The 18,687-nt window shown below is 61.7% G+C and carries 15 protein-coding genes; 8 read left to right on the forward strand and 7 right to left on the reverse strand.

The window, feature by feature from the left end:
* Nucleotides 1-155: 155 nt before the first annotated feature.
* Nucleotides 156-584, forward strand: coding sequence for a TM2 domain-containing protein (locus KVH01_RS06895; RefSeq protein ID WP_124379799.1), 429 nt, complete (start codon nt 156-158; stop codon nt 582-584).
* Nucleotides 585-754: 170 nt separating this feature from the next.
* On the opposite strand, the gene KVH01_RS06900 is transcribed toward KVH01_RS06895, so the two are convergent.
* From KVH01_RS06900 to gshB, 7 genes are all read right to left on the reverse strand, one after another.
* Complete coding sequence (locus KVH01_RS06900; RefSeq protein ID WP_217880861.1) at nt 755-2,026, reverse strand: dihydroorotase; 1,272 nt, start codon at nt 2,024-2,026, stop codon at nt 755-757.
* Nucleotides 2,023-3,027 (reverse strand): aspartate carbamoyltransferase catalytic subunit, encoded by a 1,005-nt coding sequence (locus KVH01_RS06905; RefSeq protein ID WP_034116232.1) that lies wholly within the window; start codon nt 3,025-3,027, stop codon nt 2,023-2,025. Before KVH01_RS06905 ends, KVH01_RS06900 begins: the two co-directional genes overlap by 4 nt.
* A gap of 24 nt (nt 3,028-3,051) precedes the next feature.
* The gene (pyrR, locus tag KVH01_RS06910; protein WP_043046285.1) at nt 3,052-3,558 is read right to left on the reverse strand and encodes a bifunctional pyr operon transcriptional regulator/uracil phosphoribosyltransferase PyrR; all 507 of its coding nucleotides are present in this window, start codon (nt 3,556-3,558) and stop codon (nt 3,052-3,054) included.
* 148 nt (nt 3,559-3,706) lie between these two features.
* Nucleotides 3,707-4,144, reverse strand: coding sequence for a Holliday junction resolvase RuvX (gene ruvX / locus KVH01_RS06915; RefSeq protein ID WP_003195067.1), 438 nt, complete (start codon nt 4,142-4,144; stop codon nt 3,707-3,709).
* Nucleotides 4,144-4,713, reverse strand: coding sequence for a YqgE/AlgH family protein (locus KVH01_RS06920; RefSeq protein ID WP_017139445.1), 570 nt, complete (start codon nt 4,711-4,713; stop codon nt 4,144-4,146). The genes ruvX and KVH01_RS06920 overlap by 1 nt, the downstream gene beginning before the upstream one ends.
* A gap of 151 nt (nt 4,714-4,864) precedes the next feature.
* Nucleotides 4,865-5,770: an energy transducer TonB gene (locus KVH01_RS06925; RefSeq protein ID WP_043046280.1), complete on the reverse strand. Its 906-nt coding sequence runs from the start codon at nt 5,768-5,770 to the stop codon at nt 4,865-4,867.
* Nucleotides 5,771-5,847: 77 nt separating this feature from the next.
* Nucleotides 5,848-6,801, reverse strand: coding sequence for a glutathione synthase (gene gshB / locus KVH01_RS06930; RefSeq protein WP_043046278.1), 954 nt, complete (start codon nt 6,799-6,801; stop codon nt 5,848-5,850).
* A gap of 239 nt (nt 6,802-7,040) precedes the next feature.
* Here gshB and pilG point away from each other — a divergent pair, with 239 nt between their 5' ends.
* The 7 genes from pilG (at nt 7,041) to KVH01_RS06965 (ending at nt 18,675) form a co-directional block, all read left to right on the forward strand.
* The gene (pilG, locus tag KVH01_RS06935) at nt 7,041-7,448 is read left to right on the forward strand and encodes a twitching motility response regulator PilG (protein WP_043046275.1); all 408 of its coding nucleotides are present in this window, start codon (nt 7,041-7,043) and stop codon (nt 7,446-7,448) included.
* A 46-nt stretch (nt 7,449-7,494) separates the two neighbouring features.
* Entirely contained in the window at nt 7,495-7,860 is a 366-nt protein-coding gene (gene pilH, locus KVH01_RS06940; RefSeq protein WP_014720320.1) for a twitching motility response regulator PilH, read from the forward strand.
* Between the two features lie 11 nt (nt 7,861-7,871).
* Entirely contained in the window at nt 7,872-8,396 is a 525-nt protein-coding gene (locus tag KVH01_RS06945; RefSeq protein ID WP_124402204.1) for a chemotaxis protein CheW, read from the forward strand.
* Nucleotides 8,393-10,444: a methyl-accepting chemotaxis protein gene (locus KVH01_RS06950; RefSeq protein WP_217880862.1), complete on the forward strand. Its 2,052-nt coding sequence runs from the start codon at nt 8,393-8,395 to the stop codon at nt 10,442-10,444. Before KVH01_RS06945 ends, KVH01_RS06950 begins: the two co-directional genes overlap by 4 nt.
* Nucleotides 10,445-10,604: 160 nt before the next feature.
* Nucleotides 10,605-16,418 (forward strand): Hpt domain-containing protein, encoded by a 5,814-nt coding sequence (locus KVH01_RS06955; protein WP_217880863.1) that lies wholly within the window; start codon nt 10,605-10,607, stop codon nt 16,416-16,418.
* Nucleotides 16,411-16,866 (forward strand): chemotaxis protein CheW, encoded by a 456-nt coding sequence (locus KVH01_RS06960; protein WP_217880864.1) that lies wholly within the window; start codon nt 16,411-16,413, stop codon nt 16,864-16,866. The genes KVH01_RS06955 and KVH01_RS06960 overlap by 8 nt, the downstream gene beginning before the upstream one ends.
* A 138-nt stretch (nt 16,867-17,004) precedes the next feature.
* Nucleotides 17,005-18,675 (forward strand): BCCT family transporter, encoded by a 1,671-nt coding sequence (locus KVH01_RS06965; protein ID WP_404822010.1) that lies wholly within the window; start codon nt 17,005-17,007, stop codon nt 18,673-18,675.
* Nucleotides 18,676-18,687 lie beyond the last annotated feature (12 nt).

Below are 18,687 nucleotides of genomic sequence, written 5' to 3' on the forward strand. Positions count from 1 at the left end.
GGAAAAACGCGACGAATTGCCGCAATTGTCCTACACAAGTCAGGTGGCATAAGGCTTTGAGGGCAGGAAGATACCATTTGCCGTACGTCGGGCGCTCGTAAAAAAGTCACAAAGAAAATGAAAAAATTTATCTATCGAAGCAAAAGAGGTACCTCATGAACACCTATCAACAGGTTGGTCAGCAGCAAGATACCCATAGCAAGGTGATCGGTTACCTGCTTTGGATTTTCGGTTTTACCGGGGCGCATCGCTTTTATTACGGCAAGCCCGTGACCGGCACGATCTGGTTTTTCACCTTCGGCCTGCTGGGCATTGGCTGGCTGATCGACTTGTTCCTGATCCCGGCCATGGACCGTGAAGCCGACCTGCGTTTTACCGCCGGGCCGATCGAATACAACGTCGCGTGGATTCTGTTGGCGTTCCTGGGTGTGTTCGGTGTGCACCGTATGTACCAGGGCAAATGGATCACCGGCCTGATCTACCTGCTGACCGGCGGTTTGTTCCTGCTGGGGGTGCTGTATGACTTCTGGACGTTGAATACGCAGATTTCGGTTCGTAATGCAGAGCGTAATAACGGGCGCTGATCTCTCGGCCATATAGAGAACAGAATGTGGGAGGGGCGGTGCGACGATTCGACTTGCTCCCGATAGCGGTGGATCAGCCAGCTCATCTTTAGCTGACCCACTGCAATCGGGAGCAAGTCGAATCGTCGCACCGCCCCTCCCACATTTACTGTGCTTACTTGATATTTGTTTTAAGCCTGGTAGCTGATACGCCCATCCATGAAGGTGTACCGCACCGTCGCCGGCAGGCTGTGGCCGATGAACGGGCAGTTTTCGCCCTTGGACAGCCAGTGCTCCCCGGCCACCGTCGAGCTGCCCAGGTCAAACAGCACCAGGTCCGCTGGCGAACCGACTTCAAGCTTGCCCGCCGGCAGGCGCAGGGCCTGAGCCGGGCCGGCGCTCAAGCGTGCCAGCAGCGTTGGCAGGTCGAGCAAGCCGTCCTCCACCAACGTCATCGCCAGCGGCAGCAACAACTCCACGCTGCTGATGCCCGGCTCGGTCGCACCAAACGGTGCCAGCTTGGCGTCGCGCTCATGGGGCTGATGATGGCTGGAAATCGCCGATACCACCCCCGACTTCACCGCAGCCCGCAAACCATCACGGTCGGCCTTGGTTCGCAGGGGCGGCTGCACGTGATAGAGGCTGGAGAAGTCGATCAGCGCTTCATCCGTCAGGATCAGCTGGTACAAGGCGACATCTGCCGTCACCGGCAAACCTCGGGCCTGGGCCTGGGCAATCAGGGCCACGCCCCGGGCGCTGGTCAGTTGGCTGAAATGCGCGCGTACACCACTCTGCTCTACCAGCAGCAGGTCACGGGCCAGGGCCACGGTTTCGGCGGTTTCCGGAATGCCCGGCAAACCGAGGAAACTGGCGACTGCGCCTTCATGAGCCAAGCCGCCCTCGGCCAGGTCGCGGTCCTGGGAGTGGAAGATCACTGTCAAATCGAAGGTGGCTGCATATTCCAGGGCGCGACACAGGGTGCGCGTGCTGCGGAAGTTGTCCAAGCCATTGCCGAAAGCCACGCAACCGGCGTCCCGCAGTGCGATCAGTTCGGCCAGTTGTTCGCCATCCAGGCCTTTGCTCAGGGCGCCGATAGGGAACACCTTGCAATTGCCGGCTTCGCGGGCGCGATCGAGGATCAGTTCGGTCACCGCCGAAGTATCGAGCACCGGCTTGGTATTGGGCGGGCAGCACAGGCTGGTCACGCCACCGGCTGCGGCGGCCTGGGTTTCGCTGATGATATTGCCTTTGCGGCTGTAGCCCGGCTCGCGCAGAGCGACGTTCAGGTCCACCAGCCCTGGTGCGGCCACCAGGCCCTTGGCGTCGATGCTCTCGACGGCGCCGAAGCCATCGGGCGCAGCGCCGATGGCGATGATCTTGCCGGCATCCAGATGTAGATCGGTAACTTGGTCCAGGCCGCTGGCCGGGTCGATGACTCGGGCGCCGAGAATGCTGAGCTTCACTGGGCCTGCTCCTGCTCGAATTGACGTTGCGCGGTTTGCCCGCTCATGGCCATGGACAACACAGCCATGCGCACGGCGATGCCGTAGGTCACTTGGTTCAAGATCACCGACTGCGGGCCGTCGGCCACCGCCGACTCGATTTCCACACCGCGGTTGATCGGCCCCGGGTGCATCACGATAGCGTCCGGCTTGGCGCCCGCCAGGCGTGCAGTGGTCAGGCCGAACAGGCGGTAGAACTCGCCTTCGCTCGGCAACAGGCCACCGGCCATGCGCTCGCGTTGCAGGCGCAGCATGATCACCACGTCCACATCCTTGAGGCCCTCGGTCATATCGGTGTAGACCTTCACGCCGTATTGTTCGATACCGATGGGCAACAGGGTCTTGGGTGCGATCACGCGGATATCCGGGCAACCCAGGGCCTTCAGGGCCAGCATGTTCGAGCGCGCCACCCGCGAATGCAGGATGTCGCCGACGATGGCCACCGAGAGGTTTTCAAAGCTGCCCTTGTGCCGACGGATGGTGAGCATGTCGAGCATGCCCTGGGTCGGGTGGGCGTGACGGCCGTCGCCGCCGTTGATGATCGCGACGTTCGGGCACACGTGCTCGGCAATGAAGTGTGCGGCGCCGGAGTCACCATGGCGTACCACGAACATGTCGGCTGCCATGGCTTCCAGGTTGCGCAGGGTGTCGAGCAGGGTCTCGCCCTTGCTCGCCGACGAGGTCGACACGTTCAGCGTGATCACGTCGGCCGACAGCCGCTGGGCTGCCAGCTCAAAGGTGGTACGGGTACGGGTGGAGTTCTCGAAGAACACATTGCAGATGGTTTTGCCGCGCAGCAGCGGGACCTTCTTCACCGCCCGGCCACCGACCTCAAGGAACGAGTCAGCGGTGTCGAGGATTTCGGTGAGCAGTTCGCGGGGCAAACCGTCGAGGGACAAGAAATGTTGCAACTGGCCCTGAGCATTGAGCTGCAGCGGGCGCTTGGCATCTAGAGGCGTCATCGCGGGGACTCTGTACAAGGCGGTTTAAAGGGCAAGGTCTTGCAGTTCGAGTTCGAGCGGCGTGGGACCGGACAATTTTACCCGCTGCTGGGCGCAAAGCGACAGGGTCGCGCCGACCACGTCCGGGCTGATCGGCAATTCGCCGGCGTCCAGGTCCAGCAGGCACACCAAGGTCACGCTGGCCGGGCGGCCGTAGTCGAATAGCTCGTTCAGGGCGGCGCGGATGGTGCGGCCGCTCATCAGCACGTCGTCGATCAATACCAGGTGCTGGCCTTCGATCTCGAACGGCAGGGCCGAAGGACGCACTTGCGGGTGCAGGCCGTTCTGGCTGAAGTCGTCGCGGTAGAAGGATACATCCAGCGTACCCAGGGGCGAATCGCTGCCCATCTCTTCCAGCAGCGCCTGGGCCACCCACACACCGCCGGTGCGGATACCGATAAAGCGCGGTTCGCTGACGGCGCGGTGTTCCAGATGCGCCTTGAGGCGTATTGCCATCTGGCTGATCAGTTCGGCGGGGTTGGGCAAGCTCATGGTGGCTCCTTGTTAAGTGTGTAGGAGCGAGCGTGCTCGCGAAAAACGTCAACGATAACGCGTGAAAACCTGGAAGTGCGCGGTGCCTGTGAGTTCTTCGCGAGCAAGCTCGCTCCTACAAAAACGGCATAGCAGCAAGCCGCGTCAGTCAGGATTCAAATAAAGCCGTGTTTTCATCCAGCCAACCCTGCAACAGCAAGGCGGCGGCGATGGCGTCCACGGGGTTGTCGCGGTAGCTGCCCTTCTGCCCGCCACGGTCGCGGCGCTCGCCTTTGGCTTCAAAGGTGGTCAGGCGCTCGTCGTGGGTATAGAAGGGCAGGTTGTAGCGGCCATTGAGGCGGCGGGCGAACTTTTCGGCGCGCAGGCACATGTCGCTGGGCGTGCCGTCCATGTTCAAGGGCAGGCCGACCACCACCGCATCTGGCTTCCACTCTTTAATGAGGGCTTCGACCTGATTCCAGTCCGGCACGCCGTTCTGGGCCTTGAGGGTGCACAGTTCGCGGGCCTGGCCGGTAATCACCTGGCCGACCGCTACGCCGATCTGTTTGGTGCCGTAGTCAAAACCGAGGATCAGACGCAAGGCCATCAGGCGTGTCCCGCCTGGCTGGTCAACAGGCTGAGGTTGACCCGTAGCTTGGCCGCGGCCGCTTCCAGGCGCAGTTCGCTGGCGGTGTTGAACAGGATGTCGGCGTCGAACGGGCAGGTCAGCCAGGCATTGCTGGCCAGTTCGGCCTCCAGTTGCCCGGCTTCCCAACCGGCGTAGCCTAGGGTGATCACGCTTTGCTCAGGGCCAACACCGTCGGCGATGGCGAACAGCACATCCTGGGAAGTGGACAGTGACACGCCTTCAAGGTCGACCGTGGCCTGGAACTTCGGCCCGGTGGGGTGCAGCACAAAGCCGCGATCAGTCTGCACCGGCCCGCCGATGTAGATCGGTACGCCCTGGCAACGGGCCGGCGGATCGATCTCCGGGCGCAATTGCTCGAGGATATCGGCCAGGTTCAGCTCCTGCGGGCGGTTGACCACCAGCCCCATGGCACCATTGGCCGTGTGCTCGACGATATAGGTCAAGGTCTGCGCAAAGTTCGGGTCGGCCATATGGGGCATGGCGATCAGGAATTGGTGCTTGAGGTAGGTCGGGCTGACGTTTTTCATGTCCGCTAGTGTGGCGTTGGAGGGGCGAACTGACAAGTGCAGGAGCGAGCTTGCTCGCGAAGATCGTCAACGATTACGCGGGCATCCTGAATGGATGCGTCGGCCTGGCGTTTTTCGCGAGCAAGCTCGCTCCTACATGATGGAGGCGGCATCAGTTGCTGGACAACCGGTCGCCCTTGGCAAACTTCCAGGTGCGGATGATTTCCAGACGGTCCACGTCGTTCAAATCGCCGCTGAACGGCGCAAAGGGCGCGGCCAGGCGCACGATGCGCTGGGCGGCCTGGTCCAGCAACGGTTGGCCGGAGGATTCCAGTACCTGCACTTCATAGAGCGAACCGTCACGGTTGATCGACACCAGCAAGCGCAAATTGCCATAGATCTGTTGGCGCCGGGCTTCTTCCGGGTAGTTGAGGTTGCCGATGCGCTCGACCTTCTTGCGCCACTCGTCCTTATACCAGGCACCTTTATCGCGCATGGTCGAGGCGGCGTTCAGGCGGTAGATGCGCGGACGCTTGGCGTACAGCTGTTGTTCATGGGCCAGTTCGGCTTCCAGGCTGGAAATTTCATCGGACAGCGTCGAGCTGTCGAAGGTTGGCGCGGGTTTCACCGGTTCGGGCTTGGGTTCGGTCTTGGTCTTTTCGCGCTGGGTCGGAGCTTTTTGCGGCTTGGGTGCGACGGTCGTTACGGCGGCCTTGGGCGCAGCCTGCTTGACCTCGGGCTTGGGCGCGGGCGGCGGGGTGACCTTATTGACTTTGTTGTCGTGGAAGGGCGCGACTTCGGTGGTCTTGGGCACCGCTTTCTTGTCGAGGGTGCCGCTGCCCTGCTGGTTGTCCTGGGCGAGAAAGTCGGCCTTCTCGGGCTTCTTTTCGCTTTTGAATGTCGCGAGGGTGATTTCCAGAGTCTTGGTGATCTGCTTGGGCTCGACCATGGTGAAGCCAACGCCCAGAAGCAAGGCCAGGTGAATCAATGCGGCAAGAAACAGGGTAAATCCGAGCCGATCAGCCGGGCGCACGCCTCTCTGGGTGAGTTCTGGGGGCAGATCGGACGGGAGCGTCATGACAAGAAAACCAACATCGCGCGTTTCACAGGTGGCGCATGATAACGCAATGTTGGTGTGTGTCCGGCTGTTCTATGTCACTTGGCTTGTAGCTTGCGCTCAATGGCAGCCATCAGCATTTCGCCGATGTTCGTGCCAAATGCATTGTCAATCTCGCGAATACACGTTGGACTGGTGACGTTGATTTCAGTGAGATTCTCACCAATTACGTCTAGTCCGACAAACAGCAGGCCTTTTTCCCGCAGGGTTGGGCCGACTTGGGCGGCGATCCAGCGGTCCTTGTCCGATAACGGACGCGCTTCACCGCGACCCCCGGCCGCCAGGTTGCCACGGGTCTCGCCCGCAGCGGGGATGCGCGCCAGGCAGTAATCTACCGGCTCACCGTCGATCATCAGGATGCGCTTGTCGCCATCCTTGATCGCCGGCAGGTAGGCCTGGCCCATGATCTGCTGGGTGCCCAGCACCGTCAGGGTCTCGAGGATCACCGACAGGTTCGGGTCGCCGGCGCGGTGACGGAAGATCGAGGTGCCGCCCATGCCGTCCAGTGGCTTAAGAATGACATCGCCATGCTTGGCGGCGAATTCACGCAGTACATCGGCGCGGCGGCTGACCACGGTCGGTGGCGTGCACTGCGGGAACAGGGTGGCGAACAGCTTTTCATTGCAGTCGCGCAGGCTCTGCGGCTTGTTGACGATCAACACGCCAGCGCGTTCGGCCTGCTCCAGCAGGTAGGTGGAATATACAAATTCCATGTCGAATGGCGGGTCCTTGCGCATCAGGATTACGTCAAGGTCGCTCAGGGGGCTGTCGATCTCGTCCGAAAGCTCGAACCACTTCTCAGGGTTGGCGAACACTTGCAGCGGCCGCATGCGTGCACGGGCCTCGCCGTCACCCTGGTACAGGTCGCGCTGTTCCATATAGAACAATGTCCAGCCGCGGGCCTGGGCAGCCAGGAGCATGGCCAGCGAACTGTCCTTTTTATAGGAGATGCTGGCGATAGGGTCCATGACAATGCCGACGCGAACGCTCATGGGGGATTTCCTCTAGCAAATTAGGGCGCATAAAAGTGGCGTCAGAGTGGCGCTGCGGCTGTTGTGGGTCAAGGAAAAACCACTGGGCGGGTGCCTCGATAGATTGCGCCCGGAGACTGTGCTAAAAAGACTGCCACAACGCAGCAGCCCTTGAATTCCAAGGCTTGCGGCGTTCATCCTGTGCAACATCAGGCAGTACGCACCGAAAACCGATTCGCTTTGGCGATGGTAGAGCAGATATGGAACAGCATTCCAGCGCCCTGAGGGTAATGGTGATCGACGATTCGAAGACGATCCGCCGCACCGCTGAGACCCTGTTGAAGAACATGGGGTGCGAGGTCATCACGGCCATCGACGGTTTTGATGCCCTGGCGCGGATAGTGGATCATCACCCGCACATTATTTTTGTCGACATCATGATGCCGCGCCTGGATGGCTACCAGACCTGCGCCCTGGTGAAGAACAACCCTACGTTCAAGACGATCCCGGTGATCATGCTGTCCTCCAAGGATGGCCTGTTCGACAAGGCCAAAGGGCGTATCGTGGGTGTCGATCAGTTTTTGACCAAGCCTTTCAGCAAGGAAGAACTGCTGGGTGCGATCAAGGCCTATGTGCCTGCTTTCGCCACAGTAGAACAAGCACACTGACGCCACCCCACAAGGGCTGGCGCCGACCAATGTAGTGGGGAAAACCATGGCACGTGTTCTGATCGTCGACGATTCGCCGACCGAAATGTACAAACTCACCGGCATGCTGGAAAAGCACGGTCACCAGGTCCTGAAAGCCGAAAATGGCGCAGACGGCGTGGCCCTGGCCCGCCAGGAAAAACCCGACGCCGTGCTGATGGATATCGTCATGCCGGGTCTCAACGGCTTCCAGGCCACGCGCCAATTGTCCAAGGAGCCGGAAACCAACGGCATCCCGATCATCATCATCACCACCAAGGACCAGGAAACCGACAAGATCTGGGGCGCACGCCAGGGCGCCAAGGACTACCTGACCAAACCGGTGGACGAAGAAACCCTGATCGCCACCCTGAACAAGGTACTGGCCGGCTAAGGCTCGCGATCATGACCGAGTCGCAAACTGCCTTCGAACTGCTGCTGGACATCGACCGCCGCTGCCGCCTGCTGGCCGCTGACCTGCCCTCCCAGGAAACCCGCCTGCAACGCTGGAGCGGGATTGGTTTTCGCCTGGGCGCACACTGGTACGTGGCGCCCATGGGCGAAGTCGCCGAAGTCTTGCATGAGCCGCGTTGCACCCTGATGCCCGGGGTCAAGCCCTGGGTCAAAGGCGTGGCCAACCTGCGCGGGCGCTTGCTGCCGGTGATGGACCTGGGCGGTTTCCTTGGCCTTGAGTTGTCCAAGGCGCGCAAGCAACGGCGTGTATTGGTGGTGGAGTTCAACGACCTGTTCGTCGGGCTGCTGGTAGACGAGGTGGTGGGCATGCAGCATTTCCCATTAGACGCCTGGATGGCCAGCACCGCCTCCGGTGCCCCGTTTATCCAGGGCCAGTTCGACGGCGACCCGCAGTGGCAAGTCTTCAGCCCCTTCGCCCTGGCCCAGGCCCCTGGCTTCATGGATGTCGCCGCATGAGCACCGCTACCACGCCCAAACCCCAGGCGGCGTCGCGCAGCCGTTCACAGATCATCGTGCTGTTTATCGCCTTGATCGTGTTCATCATGCTGTTGTTCGCCAACTTCGCATACCTCAACACCCAGTCCACCTACGATAAACAGTACATCGGCCACGCCGGTGAATTGCGCGTGCTATCCCAGCGCATCGCCAAGAACGCTACCGAAGCGGCCGCCGGCAAGGCCGCCGCGTTCAAACTGCTGGGCGATGCACGCAATGATTTTGCCCAGCGCTGGGGTTACCTGAAAAAGGGCGATCCGCAAACCGGCTTGCCCGCCGCACCCAGCGCGGTACGCGCCGAAATGCGTGCGGTGCAGACCGACTGGGAAGCGCTGCTGAAAAACACCGACGCGATCCTTGCCAGCGAACAGACCGTACTGTCCCTGCACCAAGTGGCCGCAACCCTGGCTGAAACCGTGCCGCAATTGCAGATGGAATCGGAAAAAGTCGTCGATATCCTGTTGCAACGCGGCGCCCCGGCGAGCCAGGTAGCTTTGGCCCAACGCCAATCACTGCTGGCCGAACGTATCCTGGGGGCGGTCAATACTGTGCTCGCGGGAGACGAAACCGCGGTGCAGGCCGCCGACGCCTTTGGTCGTGACGCCAACCGTTTCGGCGTAGTGCTTAACGGTATGCTCAACGGCAACCCGGGGCTGCGCATCACCCAGGTCGAAGACCAGGACGCCCGTGCGCGACTGACGGAAATCGCCGAACTGTTCGAGTTCGTCTCCGGCTCCGTGGATGAAATCCTCGAGACTTCGCCGCAGTTGTTCCAGGTGCGGGCCTCGGCGAGCCATATTTTCAACTTGTCACAAACCCTGCTCGATGAAGCCTCGCACCTGGCCACCGGTTTTGAAAACCTTGCCGGCGGGCGCAGTTTCGACACCATCGGCGGTTATGTGCTGGGCTTGCTGGCGCTGACCTCGATCATCCTGATCGGCCTGGTCATGGTGCGCGAGACCAACCGCCAACTGCGTGAAACCGCGCAGAAGAATGAGCGCAACCAGAATGCGATCATGCGCCTGCTGGATGAAATCGAAGACCTGGCCGACGGTGACCTCACCGTCACCGCCTCGGTCACCGAAGATTTCACCGGTACCATCGCTGACTCCATCAACTACTCCGTGGACCAATTGCGCGACCTAGTCGCCACCATCAACCTCACCGCCGGGCAAGTCGCCGGGGCGGTGCAGGACACCCAGGCCACCGCCATGCACCTGGCCCAGGCGTCGGAGCATCAGGCCCAGCAGATTGCCGAGGCCTCGACGGCGATTGAGCAGATGGCCCAGTCCATCGACCAGGTATCGGCCAACGCCGCCGAATCCTCGGCGGTGGCAGAGCGCTCGGTGGAGATCGCCAACAAAGGCAACGAGGTGGTGCACAACACCATCCACGGCATGGACAATATTCGCGAGCAGATCCAGGACACCGCCAAGCGCATCAAGCGCCTGGGCGAGTCGTCCCAGGAAATCGGCGATATCGTCAGCCTGATCGACGACATCGCCGAGCAGACCAACATCCTCGCCCTTAACGCGGCAATCCAGGCAAGCATGGCCGGGGATGCCGGGCGCGGTTTTGCCGTGGTGGCCGATGAAGTGCAGCGCCTGGCCGAACGCTCGTCGGCGGCCACGCGGCAGATCGAAACCCTGGTGCGGGCGATCCAGGCCGACACCAACGAAGCCGTCATCTCCATGGAGCAGACCACCACCGAAGTGGTGCGTGGCGCCCGCCTGGCCCAGGATGCGGGGGTGGCGCTGGAAGAGATCGAAGGCGTGTCGAAAACCCTCGCGGCGCTGATCCAGAGTATCTCCAACGCGGCGCAGCAACAGACCTCGTCTGCGGGGCAGATTTCCCTGACCATGAACGTGATCCAGCAGATCACCACCCAGACGTCGTCGGGTTCCACCGCCACCGCCGAAAGCATTGGTAACCTGGCGAAGATGGCCAGTCAGTTGCGCAGGTCGGTGTCGGGGTTCACCTTGCCGCCACCCAAACAGGTCGATGATTGAAATACGATCAAACTGTGGGAGGGGGCTTGCTCCCGATAGCGGTGGATCAGCCGGCAGCTGTATTTACTGAACCACCGCTATCGGGAGCAAGCCCCCTCCCACATTGGATCTCCATTGTTTGTGAGATACCAGCAACCCACGAATTCAAAGCGGAGCAGTTATGGTTGATCGGCACGACTACGTGGCCCTCGAATGGGTCAAGGGCGACATTGCCGAAACCCTGAAGCAGGCCCGTTCGGCGCTGGATACATACGTTGAAACCGGAGAAGCCCTCGACGCATGCCTGGCTGGTATCCACCAGGTGCATGGTGCGCTGCAAATGGTCGAGTTCTACGGTGCGGCGCTGCTGGCCGAAGAGATTGAGGAACTGGCCCTGGCCCTCCAGGCCGGTCTTGTCAGCCAGCGCGAAGAGAGCATCCGCCTGCTGCAACAAGCCCTCGGCCAATTGCCGCTGTACCTGGACCGCGTACACAGCGCCCGCCGCGACTTGCCACTGGTGGTGCTACCGCTGCTCAACGACCTGCGCAGCGCCCGTGGTGAAAGCCTGTTGTCGGAAACCAGCCTGTTCAGCCCGCAACTGCTGTCGATCACGCCGTTGCCTGATGAGGCACTGGCCCCGCGTGCAGCACCGGACTTGCATGAGCAATTGCGCCAATGGCACCAAATGCTGCAACAAGCCCTCGCCGGGCTATTGCGCGAAGACCACGGCCCGAGCAACCTGGAAGACATGGCGCGGGTGTTCGCACGCCTCGAAGCGTTGTGCCAGGGTGCGCCGTTGTTGCCGTTGTGGCAGGTCACCTCGGCGCTGGTCGAGGGCATGCTCACCGGCGTGATCGCCAACAGCCCGGCGTTGCGCAGCCTGCTCAAGGCCAGCGACAAGCAACTCAAGCGCCTGCTGGCCCAGGGCATCGGCGGAATCAACCAGCCGGCGCCGGATGAGTTGCTCAAGAGCCTGTTGTTCTACGTCGCCAAAGTCACCCGGCCGACGCCGCGCATGCAAAGCCTGAAAGAACGCTATGGGCTGGACGAAGCCTTGCCCGACAGTGCCGTGGTCGATGCCGAGCGTGCGCGACTGGCCGGGCCGGATCGCAATGCCATGGGCTCGGTGCTTGGCGCCTTGTGCGAGGAACTGGTGCGGGTCAAGGAGCGCCTCGACCTGTTCGTACGCAGTGACCGCCAACACACCAATGACCTCGACGCGCTGCTGGCGCCGCTGCGGCAGATCGCCGATACCCTTGCGGTTCTGGGGTTCGGTCAGCCGCGTAAAGTGATCATTGATCAACTCGCGGTGGTGTTGAGCCTGGTCCAGGGCCAGCGCGAACCCAGTGACTCGGTGTTGATGGATGTGGCCGGTGCGTTGCTCTACGTCGAAGCGACGTTGGCCGGGATGATCGGCACGGTCGAGCCGCAAAGCCGCGAAGAGAGTCGCCTGCCCACCACCGACCTGACCCAGATTCACCAACTGGTTATTCGTGAGTCCTGCCAATGCTTGAAGCAGGCCAAGGAGCTGGTGATCGACTGCATCGAGGCCCACTGGGACCGCCAGCGCCTGGAATCCCTGCCGCAGCTGTTGAGCCAAGTGCGCGGCGCCCTGGCGATGATTCCCCTGCCGCGGGCGGCGAGCCTGATGCGCGGTTGCACCGACTACGTCGATGAGCAGTTGATGGTCAATGACGCTGCGCCTTGCGAGGCGCAACTGGCGCATTTCGCCGAGGTGATCAGCAGCCTGGAATACTACCTCGAACGCATGCTCCAGGACCCTGACGCGACCGGTGAGAAAGTGCTGGAACTGGCGACCCAGGGTTTGAGCGCGCTGGGTTACCTGCCGGCGGAAAAACCCTGGCGTCAGGCCCTGGCCGCGCCCGACGGCGCACTGCCCACCGAGATCGCACCGAGTCAGTCCCAATTTGATGCACTGGCCAGCCCCACTTCACGCCTCAACCCTCCGGCCCTGCAACGTCCGGGCAGCTTGTTGCCGCCGCCGGCCGATGAAGCGCCGGTTGACGATGAGCTGCGCGAAGTCTTCCTCGAGGAAACCGAAGAAGTTCTTGAGGTGCTGCATCGCAACCTGCCCAACACCACGGACAAAAGCGCCCAGGGTGAAATGCGCCGGGCCTTCCACACTCTCAAAGGCAGTGGCCGCATGGTGCGTGCCCTGGTGCTGGCCGAGTTGGCCTGGGCCGTGGAAAACCTGCTCAACCGTGTGCTGGAACGCAGCGTGACCCTCGGCCCAGAGGTACAGCATGTGCTGGATGAAGCCGTGGCCCTGCTGCCGGAATTGATCGCCGACTTTGCCACCCACAACCAACGCCAGCGTGATGAAGTCGACGCCTTGGCTGCCCGTGCCCATGCCTTGGCCAGTGGCGCCCGGGCGTCGGTAGCCGAACCCCATGACCCGATGCTGCTGGAGATCTTTCGCAACGAAGCCCAGAGCCATCTGGACAGCCTCGAGCACTTCCTGCAGCAAGCCGCCGAGCATATGCCGCTGCAGGTCAGTGATGAACTGCAACGCGCCTTGCACACCCTCAAGGGCAGTGCCTACATGGCCGGCGTGTCTCCCATGGCTGAGCTGGCCCGCCCGCTGGATCACCTGACCCGCGAATATAAGGCCCAGCGTCTGCCGCTGGACCTGGACGAAGTGGAGTTGCTGCTTGAAGCCCAAGAGCTGCTCCAACGCGGGTTACGCGACCTTGGCAGCGATCCCCTGGCACCGATCCAGGGTGCGAGTGAGCTGATCAGTCGTACCCAAAGCCTGTTGGACCAACAGCTTGCAGCACTGCTGGAGGCTCCCGGCACCGGCCTGCGCATCAAGCGCGATCCACAACTGATCACCAACTTCCTGGCCCAGGGCATGGATATCCTGCTCGACGCTGAAAGCCTGCTGCGCCGTTGGCAGCAACACCCCGGCGAACGCCAGGAACTCACCGCATTGCTGGATGAGCTGACCACCTTGGGGGAGGGCGCGCACATCGCCGACCTGCACCCCATCGATGCGCTGTGCGAAGCCTTGCTCGACCTGTATGGCGCCGTGGAAGAAAGCAGCCTGGCGGTCAGCGAGCGGTTTTTCCAGGAAGCCGAACTGGCCCATGAAGCGCTGATCAACATGCTTGACCAGTTGGCTGCCGGCCAGGAAATCAGCCCGGCGCCGGCCCGGGTGCTGGCCCTGCGCGAACTGCTGGATGACGCACTGGACCCGTCTGCCACCGGCTTGATCAAAAGTGACGGCAGCCGTGCGTTGAGTATTTCCGAACTGGGTGTCGCCACTGCGCAATTGGATCAGCAAATAGCGATGGACGATGAGATTGTCGATATCTTCCTCGAAGAAGCCGTGGATATCCTCGACAGTGCCGGGCAGTCCCTCAAGCGCTGGCTACTGGAGCCCGACAGTGCGGCGCCGTTGTCCTCGTTGCAACGGGACCTGCATACCCTCAAGGGCGGTGCGCGCATGGCCGAAATCGACTCGGTGGGCGATTTGGCCTATGAGTTGGAATGCCTGTACGAGGGCTTGGTGGACCGCCGTTACAGTTACTCCGCCGAGTTGTCCCTGGTGCTGATGGCCAGCCATGAACGGCTGGCATTGCAACTGGAGGAACTGCAGCATCAACAGCCCTTGAGCGACGCAGCCGAACTGATCGGCAAGCTGCGCGAGCTGCGCCAGAGCAGTACGCCAGCGGCCCCGGTTACGGCGCCGCCGGCCTCGGGTGCCGACCATGAGTTACTGGATATCTTCCTCGAGGAGGCCGCCGATATCCTCGACAGCTCAGGCAGTGCGCTGCTGCGTTGGCAGGCCGAGCCGGGCAGCCGCCAGGAAGTCGAAACCCTGCTGCGTGACCTGCATACCCTCAAGGGCGGCGCACGTATGGTCGAGATCGGGCCGATTGGCGACTTGGCCCATGAGCTGGAATTCCTCTACGAAGGGCTGTCCGCCGGTTTGCTCGCCCCGACCCCTGAGCTGTTTACGCTGTTGCAAGGTTGCCATGACCGCCTGGCGCAGATGATCGACGCCGTAGCGGATGGATTGCCCGTCGGCTCGGTGGACAAGCTGATCGAACGCATCAAGAGCCTGGTGCACCCCAGTGATGAGCCGGTCATGCCGGTGGCGTTGCCGGCGGGCAAGGGTGAGGCGGCGATCGATCCCGCTGCCGACATGGTGAAAATCTCTGCCGATTTGCTCGACGATCTGGTCAACCTGGCCGGCGAAACCTCGATCTTCCGCGGCCGCATCGAGCAACAAGTCAACGATGCGCGCACCGCCCTGAATGAAGTGCAAACCACCATCGAACGCATGCGCGACCAACTGCGCCGTCTCGACAGCGAGACCCAGGGCCGCCTGCTCAGTCGCCAGCAGGCCGAGGCGGAGCGTCTGGGCTACGAAGAGTTTGACCCACTGGAAATGGATCGTCACTCGCAGTTGCAGCAATTGTCCCGAGCGCTGTCCGAATCGGCCTCCGACCTGCTCGACCTCAAGGACACCTTGGAGCAGCGCCATCAGGATGCCCATGAACTGCTCCAGCAACAGGCGCGCATCAACACCGAATTGCAGGAGGGCCTGATGCGCACGCGTATGGTGCCTTTCGAGCGGATGCTGCCACGCCTCAAGCGCATCGTGCGCCAAGTGGCGCAGGAGCTGGGCAAGGATGTGGAGTTCATCGTCGGCAACGCCGAAGGCGAGATGGACCGCAACGTGCTCGAACGCATGGCGGCGCCACTGGAACATATGCTGCGCAATGCCGTCGACCACGGCCTGGAATCGCGCGAGGTGCGGTTGCAGGCGGGCAAGCCGGAAAAGGGGCGCATTACCCTGGACCTGACCCATGAAGGCGGCGACATCGTCTTCGACATGCGCGATGACGGTGCCGGCGTGCCCCTTGAGGCGGTGCGGCGCAAGGCGATCAAGCGCGGCTTGCTCGGCCCGGATCAAACCATCAGCGACCGCGACGTGCTGCAGTTCATCCTGCAACCGGGCTTTTCCACGGCAGAAAAAATCACCCAGATCTCCGGGCGCGGCGTGGGCATGGACGTGGTACATGAAGAAGTGCGCCAACTCGGCGGCTCGATGGTGATCGATTCGACCCCGGGGGCGGGCGTGCACTTTCGCATTCGCCTGCCGTTTACCGTGTCGGTCAATCGTGCGCTGATGGTGCAATGCGCGGACGACCAATATGCGATTCCGCTCAACACCATTGAGGGCCTGGTGCGCGTGTTGCCCCATGAACTGGCCGGGCACTACCAGCAAGACCCACCGCACTATGAATATGCCGGCCAGCGCTACGAGTTGTTCTACCTGGGTGATCTGCTGCACACCGTCAGCCGCCCGAAACTGCTCGGTCAGTACCTGCCGGTGCCGGTGCTGCTGGTGCACTGCAATGAACGGCGCGTGGCGGTGCATGTGGACGCCATGGCCGGAACTCGGGAGATCGTGGTCAAGGGGTTGGGCCCGCAGTTCGCCGGAGTGCAAGGTTTGTCCGGCGCGACCATTCTTGGCGATGGCCGCGTGGTGTTGATCATCGATCTGCTCGCGCATATCCGCGCCCGCCAACCGGCCCTGCCGGCCCAGGCGGTGGATGTGCCGCTGATACTCAACGATCCCTTGAAAAAGCGCCCGCTACTGGTGTTGGTGGTGGACGACTCGGTCACCGTGCGCAAAGTCACCAGCCGCCTGCTCGAGCGCAACGGCATGAACGTGCTCACCGCCAAGGACGGCATTGATGCCCTCGCGGTGCTTGAAGAACACACCCCGGACCTGATGCTGCTCGACATCGAGATGCCGCGCATGGACGGCTTCGAAGTCGCCATCCAGGTACGCAATGACCCACGCCTGATGCGCCTGCCGATTATCATGATCACCTCGCGCACCGGCCAGAAACACCGCGACCGCGCCATGGCCATCGGCGTCAACGACTACCTCGGCAAGCCCTACCAGGAGTCGGTGCTGCTGGAAAGCATCGCCTATTGGAGCAAGTCCCATGCTTGACCATCGCGCCAGCCAACTCACCGGCCTGCTGCTGCCCCTGGCCGACCGCCACCTGGTGCTGCCCAACGTCGCCATCGCCGAGCTGATCGACTTCCAGCGCGGCGAACCGGCCAGCGATGCACCGCCCTGGTATCTGCGGCAAGTGACCTGGCGGGATCGGCAAATCCCCTTGATCAGCTTTGAAGCCGTGTGCGGCGAAGCCAGCGTGACCGGCGAACGCTCGCGGATCGTGGTGTTGAATGCGTTGGGCGGCAGGCCTACGTTGAAATTCATTGCACTGGTGATTCAGGGCATTCCCCGCTCGTACAAGCTCGACAGCGAATTGAGCTATGTGGATGTGCCGTTGTGCTCACTGGAACTGGCGGCGGTGCAGGTGGGGGAGCAGGTGGCGAAGGTGCCGGATTTGATGGGGCTCGAAGCGTTGTTGGTGGAGTCCGGCCTGGCTTGAACTGCGCGCGGGGCAGTGTTTTCGCACACAGATGCCATCAAACTTGTAGGATGTGCGCCTAACGTCTCTCGTTAACCATAGGAACAGCGGAGCAGATAACAGTGCGCGCGAACGCACGTCATTTCCAAGGAGGCCTGTATGGCTGAAAAACCTATGGCTGATTTACCAGCCACCCCTCAACCCTCGGGCGAGGAAGGCATTCCTGCTCCAAGCGGGGCCGCCAACCTGATTGATACCGATTATGTAATCGGACAAGACAACATCAAAGGCGAGTTTTCTTTTTCGCTGGATATCCACGGTAAGGTCTTCATTATTTCGGCGGCGACTATCGTGCTGTTCGTCATTCTGACGCTGGCCTTGCAGAACGAAGTCGAGCCCCTGTTCAGCGCGATACGCAATTGGCTGACCGGCCACCTGGCCTGGTTCTTCATGAGTGTGGCCAACGTTTTCGTGGTGCTGTGCCTTGTGCTGATCGTTTCACCACTGGGTAAGGTTCGCCTCGGCGGCCGCGATGCCAAACCGGACCATTCGTACATCGGCTGGTTTTCAATGCTGTTTGCCGCCGGCATGGGCATTGGCTTGATGTTCTACGGGGTCGCTGAACCCATGTCGCACTATGCGGCGTCCATGGGTGGTGTGACCCTTGATCCCAATGGCGTGCGCACCGATTGGGCGCCGCTGGGCGGTGCCGCCGGCGATATGAAAACGTCCGCCGACCTGGCGATGGCCGCGACCATTTTCCACTGGGGCCTGCACCCGTGGGCGATTTATGCGATCGTCGCGCTGTCCCTGGCGCTGTTTTCGTATAACAAAGGTCTGCCGCTGTCGATACGCTCGATTTTCTACCCATTGCTGGGTGAACGTGTGTGGGGCTGGCCGGGGCATATCATCGATATCCTGGCGGTGTTCGCCACCTTGTTCGGCCTTGCGACCTCCTTGGGGATCGGCGCGGAACAGGCGGCTGCGGGTATCGAATACCTGTTCGGCATTCAGTCGACGAACCTGAGCAAGGTGGTGCTGATTGTCGTCATCACGCTGATCGCCCTGTGGTCGGTGCTGTCCGGCCTCGACAAGGGCGTCAAGATGCTGTCCCAGATCAACATGGGGCTGGCCTTGCTGCTGTTGCTGTTTATCATTGTCGTGGGCCCCACCCTGGCTATCTTCACCGGGTTCTTTAAGAACCTGGTGACCTACGTCGAGTACTTGCCCGCGCTGTCCAACCCCTTCGGCCGCACCGACGCGCAGTTCACCCAAGGCTGGACTGCGTTCTACTGGGCCTGGTGGATCAGTTGGTCGCCGTTTGTCGGCATGTTCATCGCCCGCGTGAGTCGTGGCCGCACCGTGCGCGAATTCCTGATCTCGGTGCTGCTGGTGCCGTCGCTGGTTTCGGTGTTGTGGATGACCACCTTCGGCGGCACCGCCATCGACCAGACCACGCTGCAAGGATTCATGGGCGTCAAGGATGCCGTGCTGGAGCTCAAGTTGTTCGCCATGCTGGGACATTTGCCGCTCAAGGAAATCACCTCGTTCCTGGGGATTATCCTGGTCATCGTGTTCTTCATTACCTCTTCGGATTCGGGGTCGTTGGTGATTGACACCATCACGGCCGGCGGCAAGGTCGACGCGCCGGTACCGCAGCGAGTGTTTTGGGCGGTCATCGAAGGCGTGATTGCCATTGCCCTGTTGCTTGGCGGCGGACTGGTCGCGCTGCAAGCCATGGCGGTTTCCACCGGCTTGCCGTTCGCCATCGTGCTGATGTTGGGGTGCATTTCCCTGGTCAAGGGGCTGATGTCGGAACCGCGATCCTGAATGTAAAAAAGC

Origin of the sequence: Pseudomonas khavaziana, assembly GCF_019145205.1 — a bacterium.
GTDB classification, from domain to species: domain Bacteria; phylum Pseudomonadota; class Gammaproteobacteria; order Pseudomonadales; family Pseudomonadaceae; genus Aquipseudomonas; species Aquipseudomonas khavaziana.

What these genes read in the sequence shown, in the direction of transcription:
- KVH01_RS06905 (WP_034116232.1), bottom strand. Translation starts at nt 3,027, where the DNA reads ATGACGCCTCTAGATGCCAAGCGCCCGCTGCAGCTCAATGCTCAGGGC.
- KVH01_RS06955 (WP_217880863.1), top strand. Translation starts at nt 10,605, where the DNA reads ATGGTTGATCGGCACGACTACGTGGCCCTCGAATGGGTCAAGGGCGAC.
- pilG (WP_043046275.1), top strand. Translation starts at nt 7,041, where the DNA reads ATGGAACAGCATTCCAGCGCCCTGAGGGTAATGGTGATCGACGATTCG.
- gshB (WP_043046278.1), bottom strand. Translation starts at nt 6,801, where the DNA reads ATGAGCGTTCGCGTCGGCATTGTCATGGACCCTATCGCCAGCATCTCC.
- pilH (WP_014720320.1), top strand. Translation starts at nt 7,495, where the DNA reads ATGGCACGTGTTCTGATCGTCGACGATTCGCCGACCGAAATGTACAAA.
- KVH01_RS06895 (WP_124379799.1), top strand. Translation starts at nt 156, where the DNA reads ATGAACACCTATCAACAGGTTGGTCAGCAGCAAGATACCCATAGCAAG.
- KVH01_RS06960 (WP_217880864.1), top strand. Translation starts at nt 16,411, where the DNA reads ATGCTTGACCATCGCGCCAGCCAACTCACCGGCCTGCTGCTGCCCCTG.
- pyrR (WP_043046285.1), bottom strand. Translation starts at nt 3,558, where the DNA reads ATGAGCTTGCCCAACCCCGCCGAACTGATCAGCCAGATGGCAATACGC.
- KVH01_RS06945 (WP_124402204.1), top strand. Translation starts at nt 7,872, where the DNA reads ATGACCGAGTCGCAAACTGCCTTCGAACTGCTGCTGGACATCGACCGC.
- KVH01_RS06965 (WP_404822010.1), top strand. Translation starts at nt 17,005, where the DNA reads ATGGCTGAAAAACCTATGGCTGATTTACCAGCCACCCCTCAACCCTCG.
- ruvX (WP_003195067.1), bottom strand. Translation starts at nt 4,144, where the DNA reads ATGGCCTTGCGTCTGATCCTCGGTTTTGACTACGGCACCAAACAGATC.
- KVH01_RS06920 (WP_017139445.1), bottom strand. Translation starts at nt 4,713, where the DNA reads ATGAAAAACGTCAGCCCGACCTACCTCAAGCACCAATTCCTGATCGCC.
- KVH01_RS06925 (WP_043046280.1), bottom strand. Translation starts at nt 5,770, where the DNA reads ATGACGCTCCCGTCCGATCTGCCCCCAGAACTCACCCAGAGAGGCGTG.
- KVH01_RS06950 (WP_217880862.1), top strand. Translation starts at nt 8,393, where the DNA reads ATGAGCACCGCTACCACGCCCAAACCCCAGGCGGCGTCGCGCAGCCGT.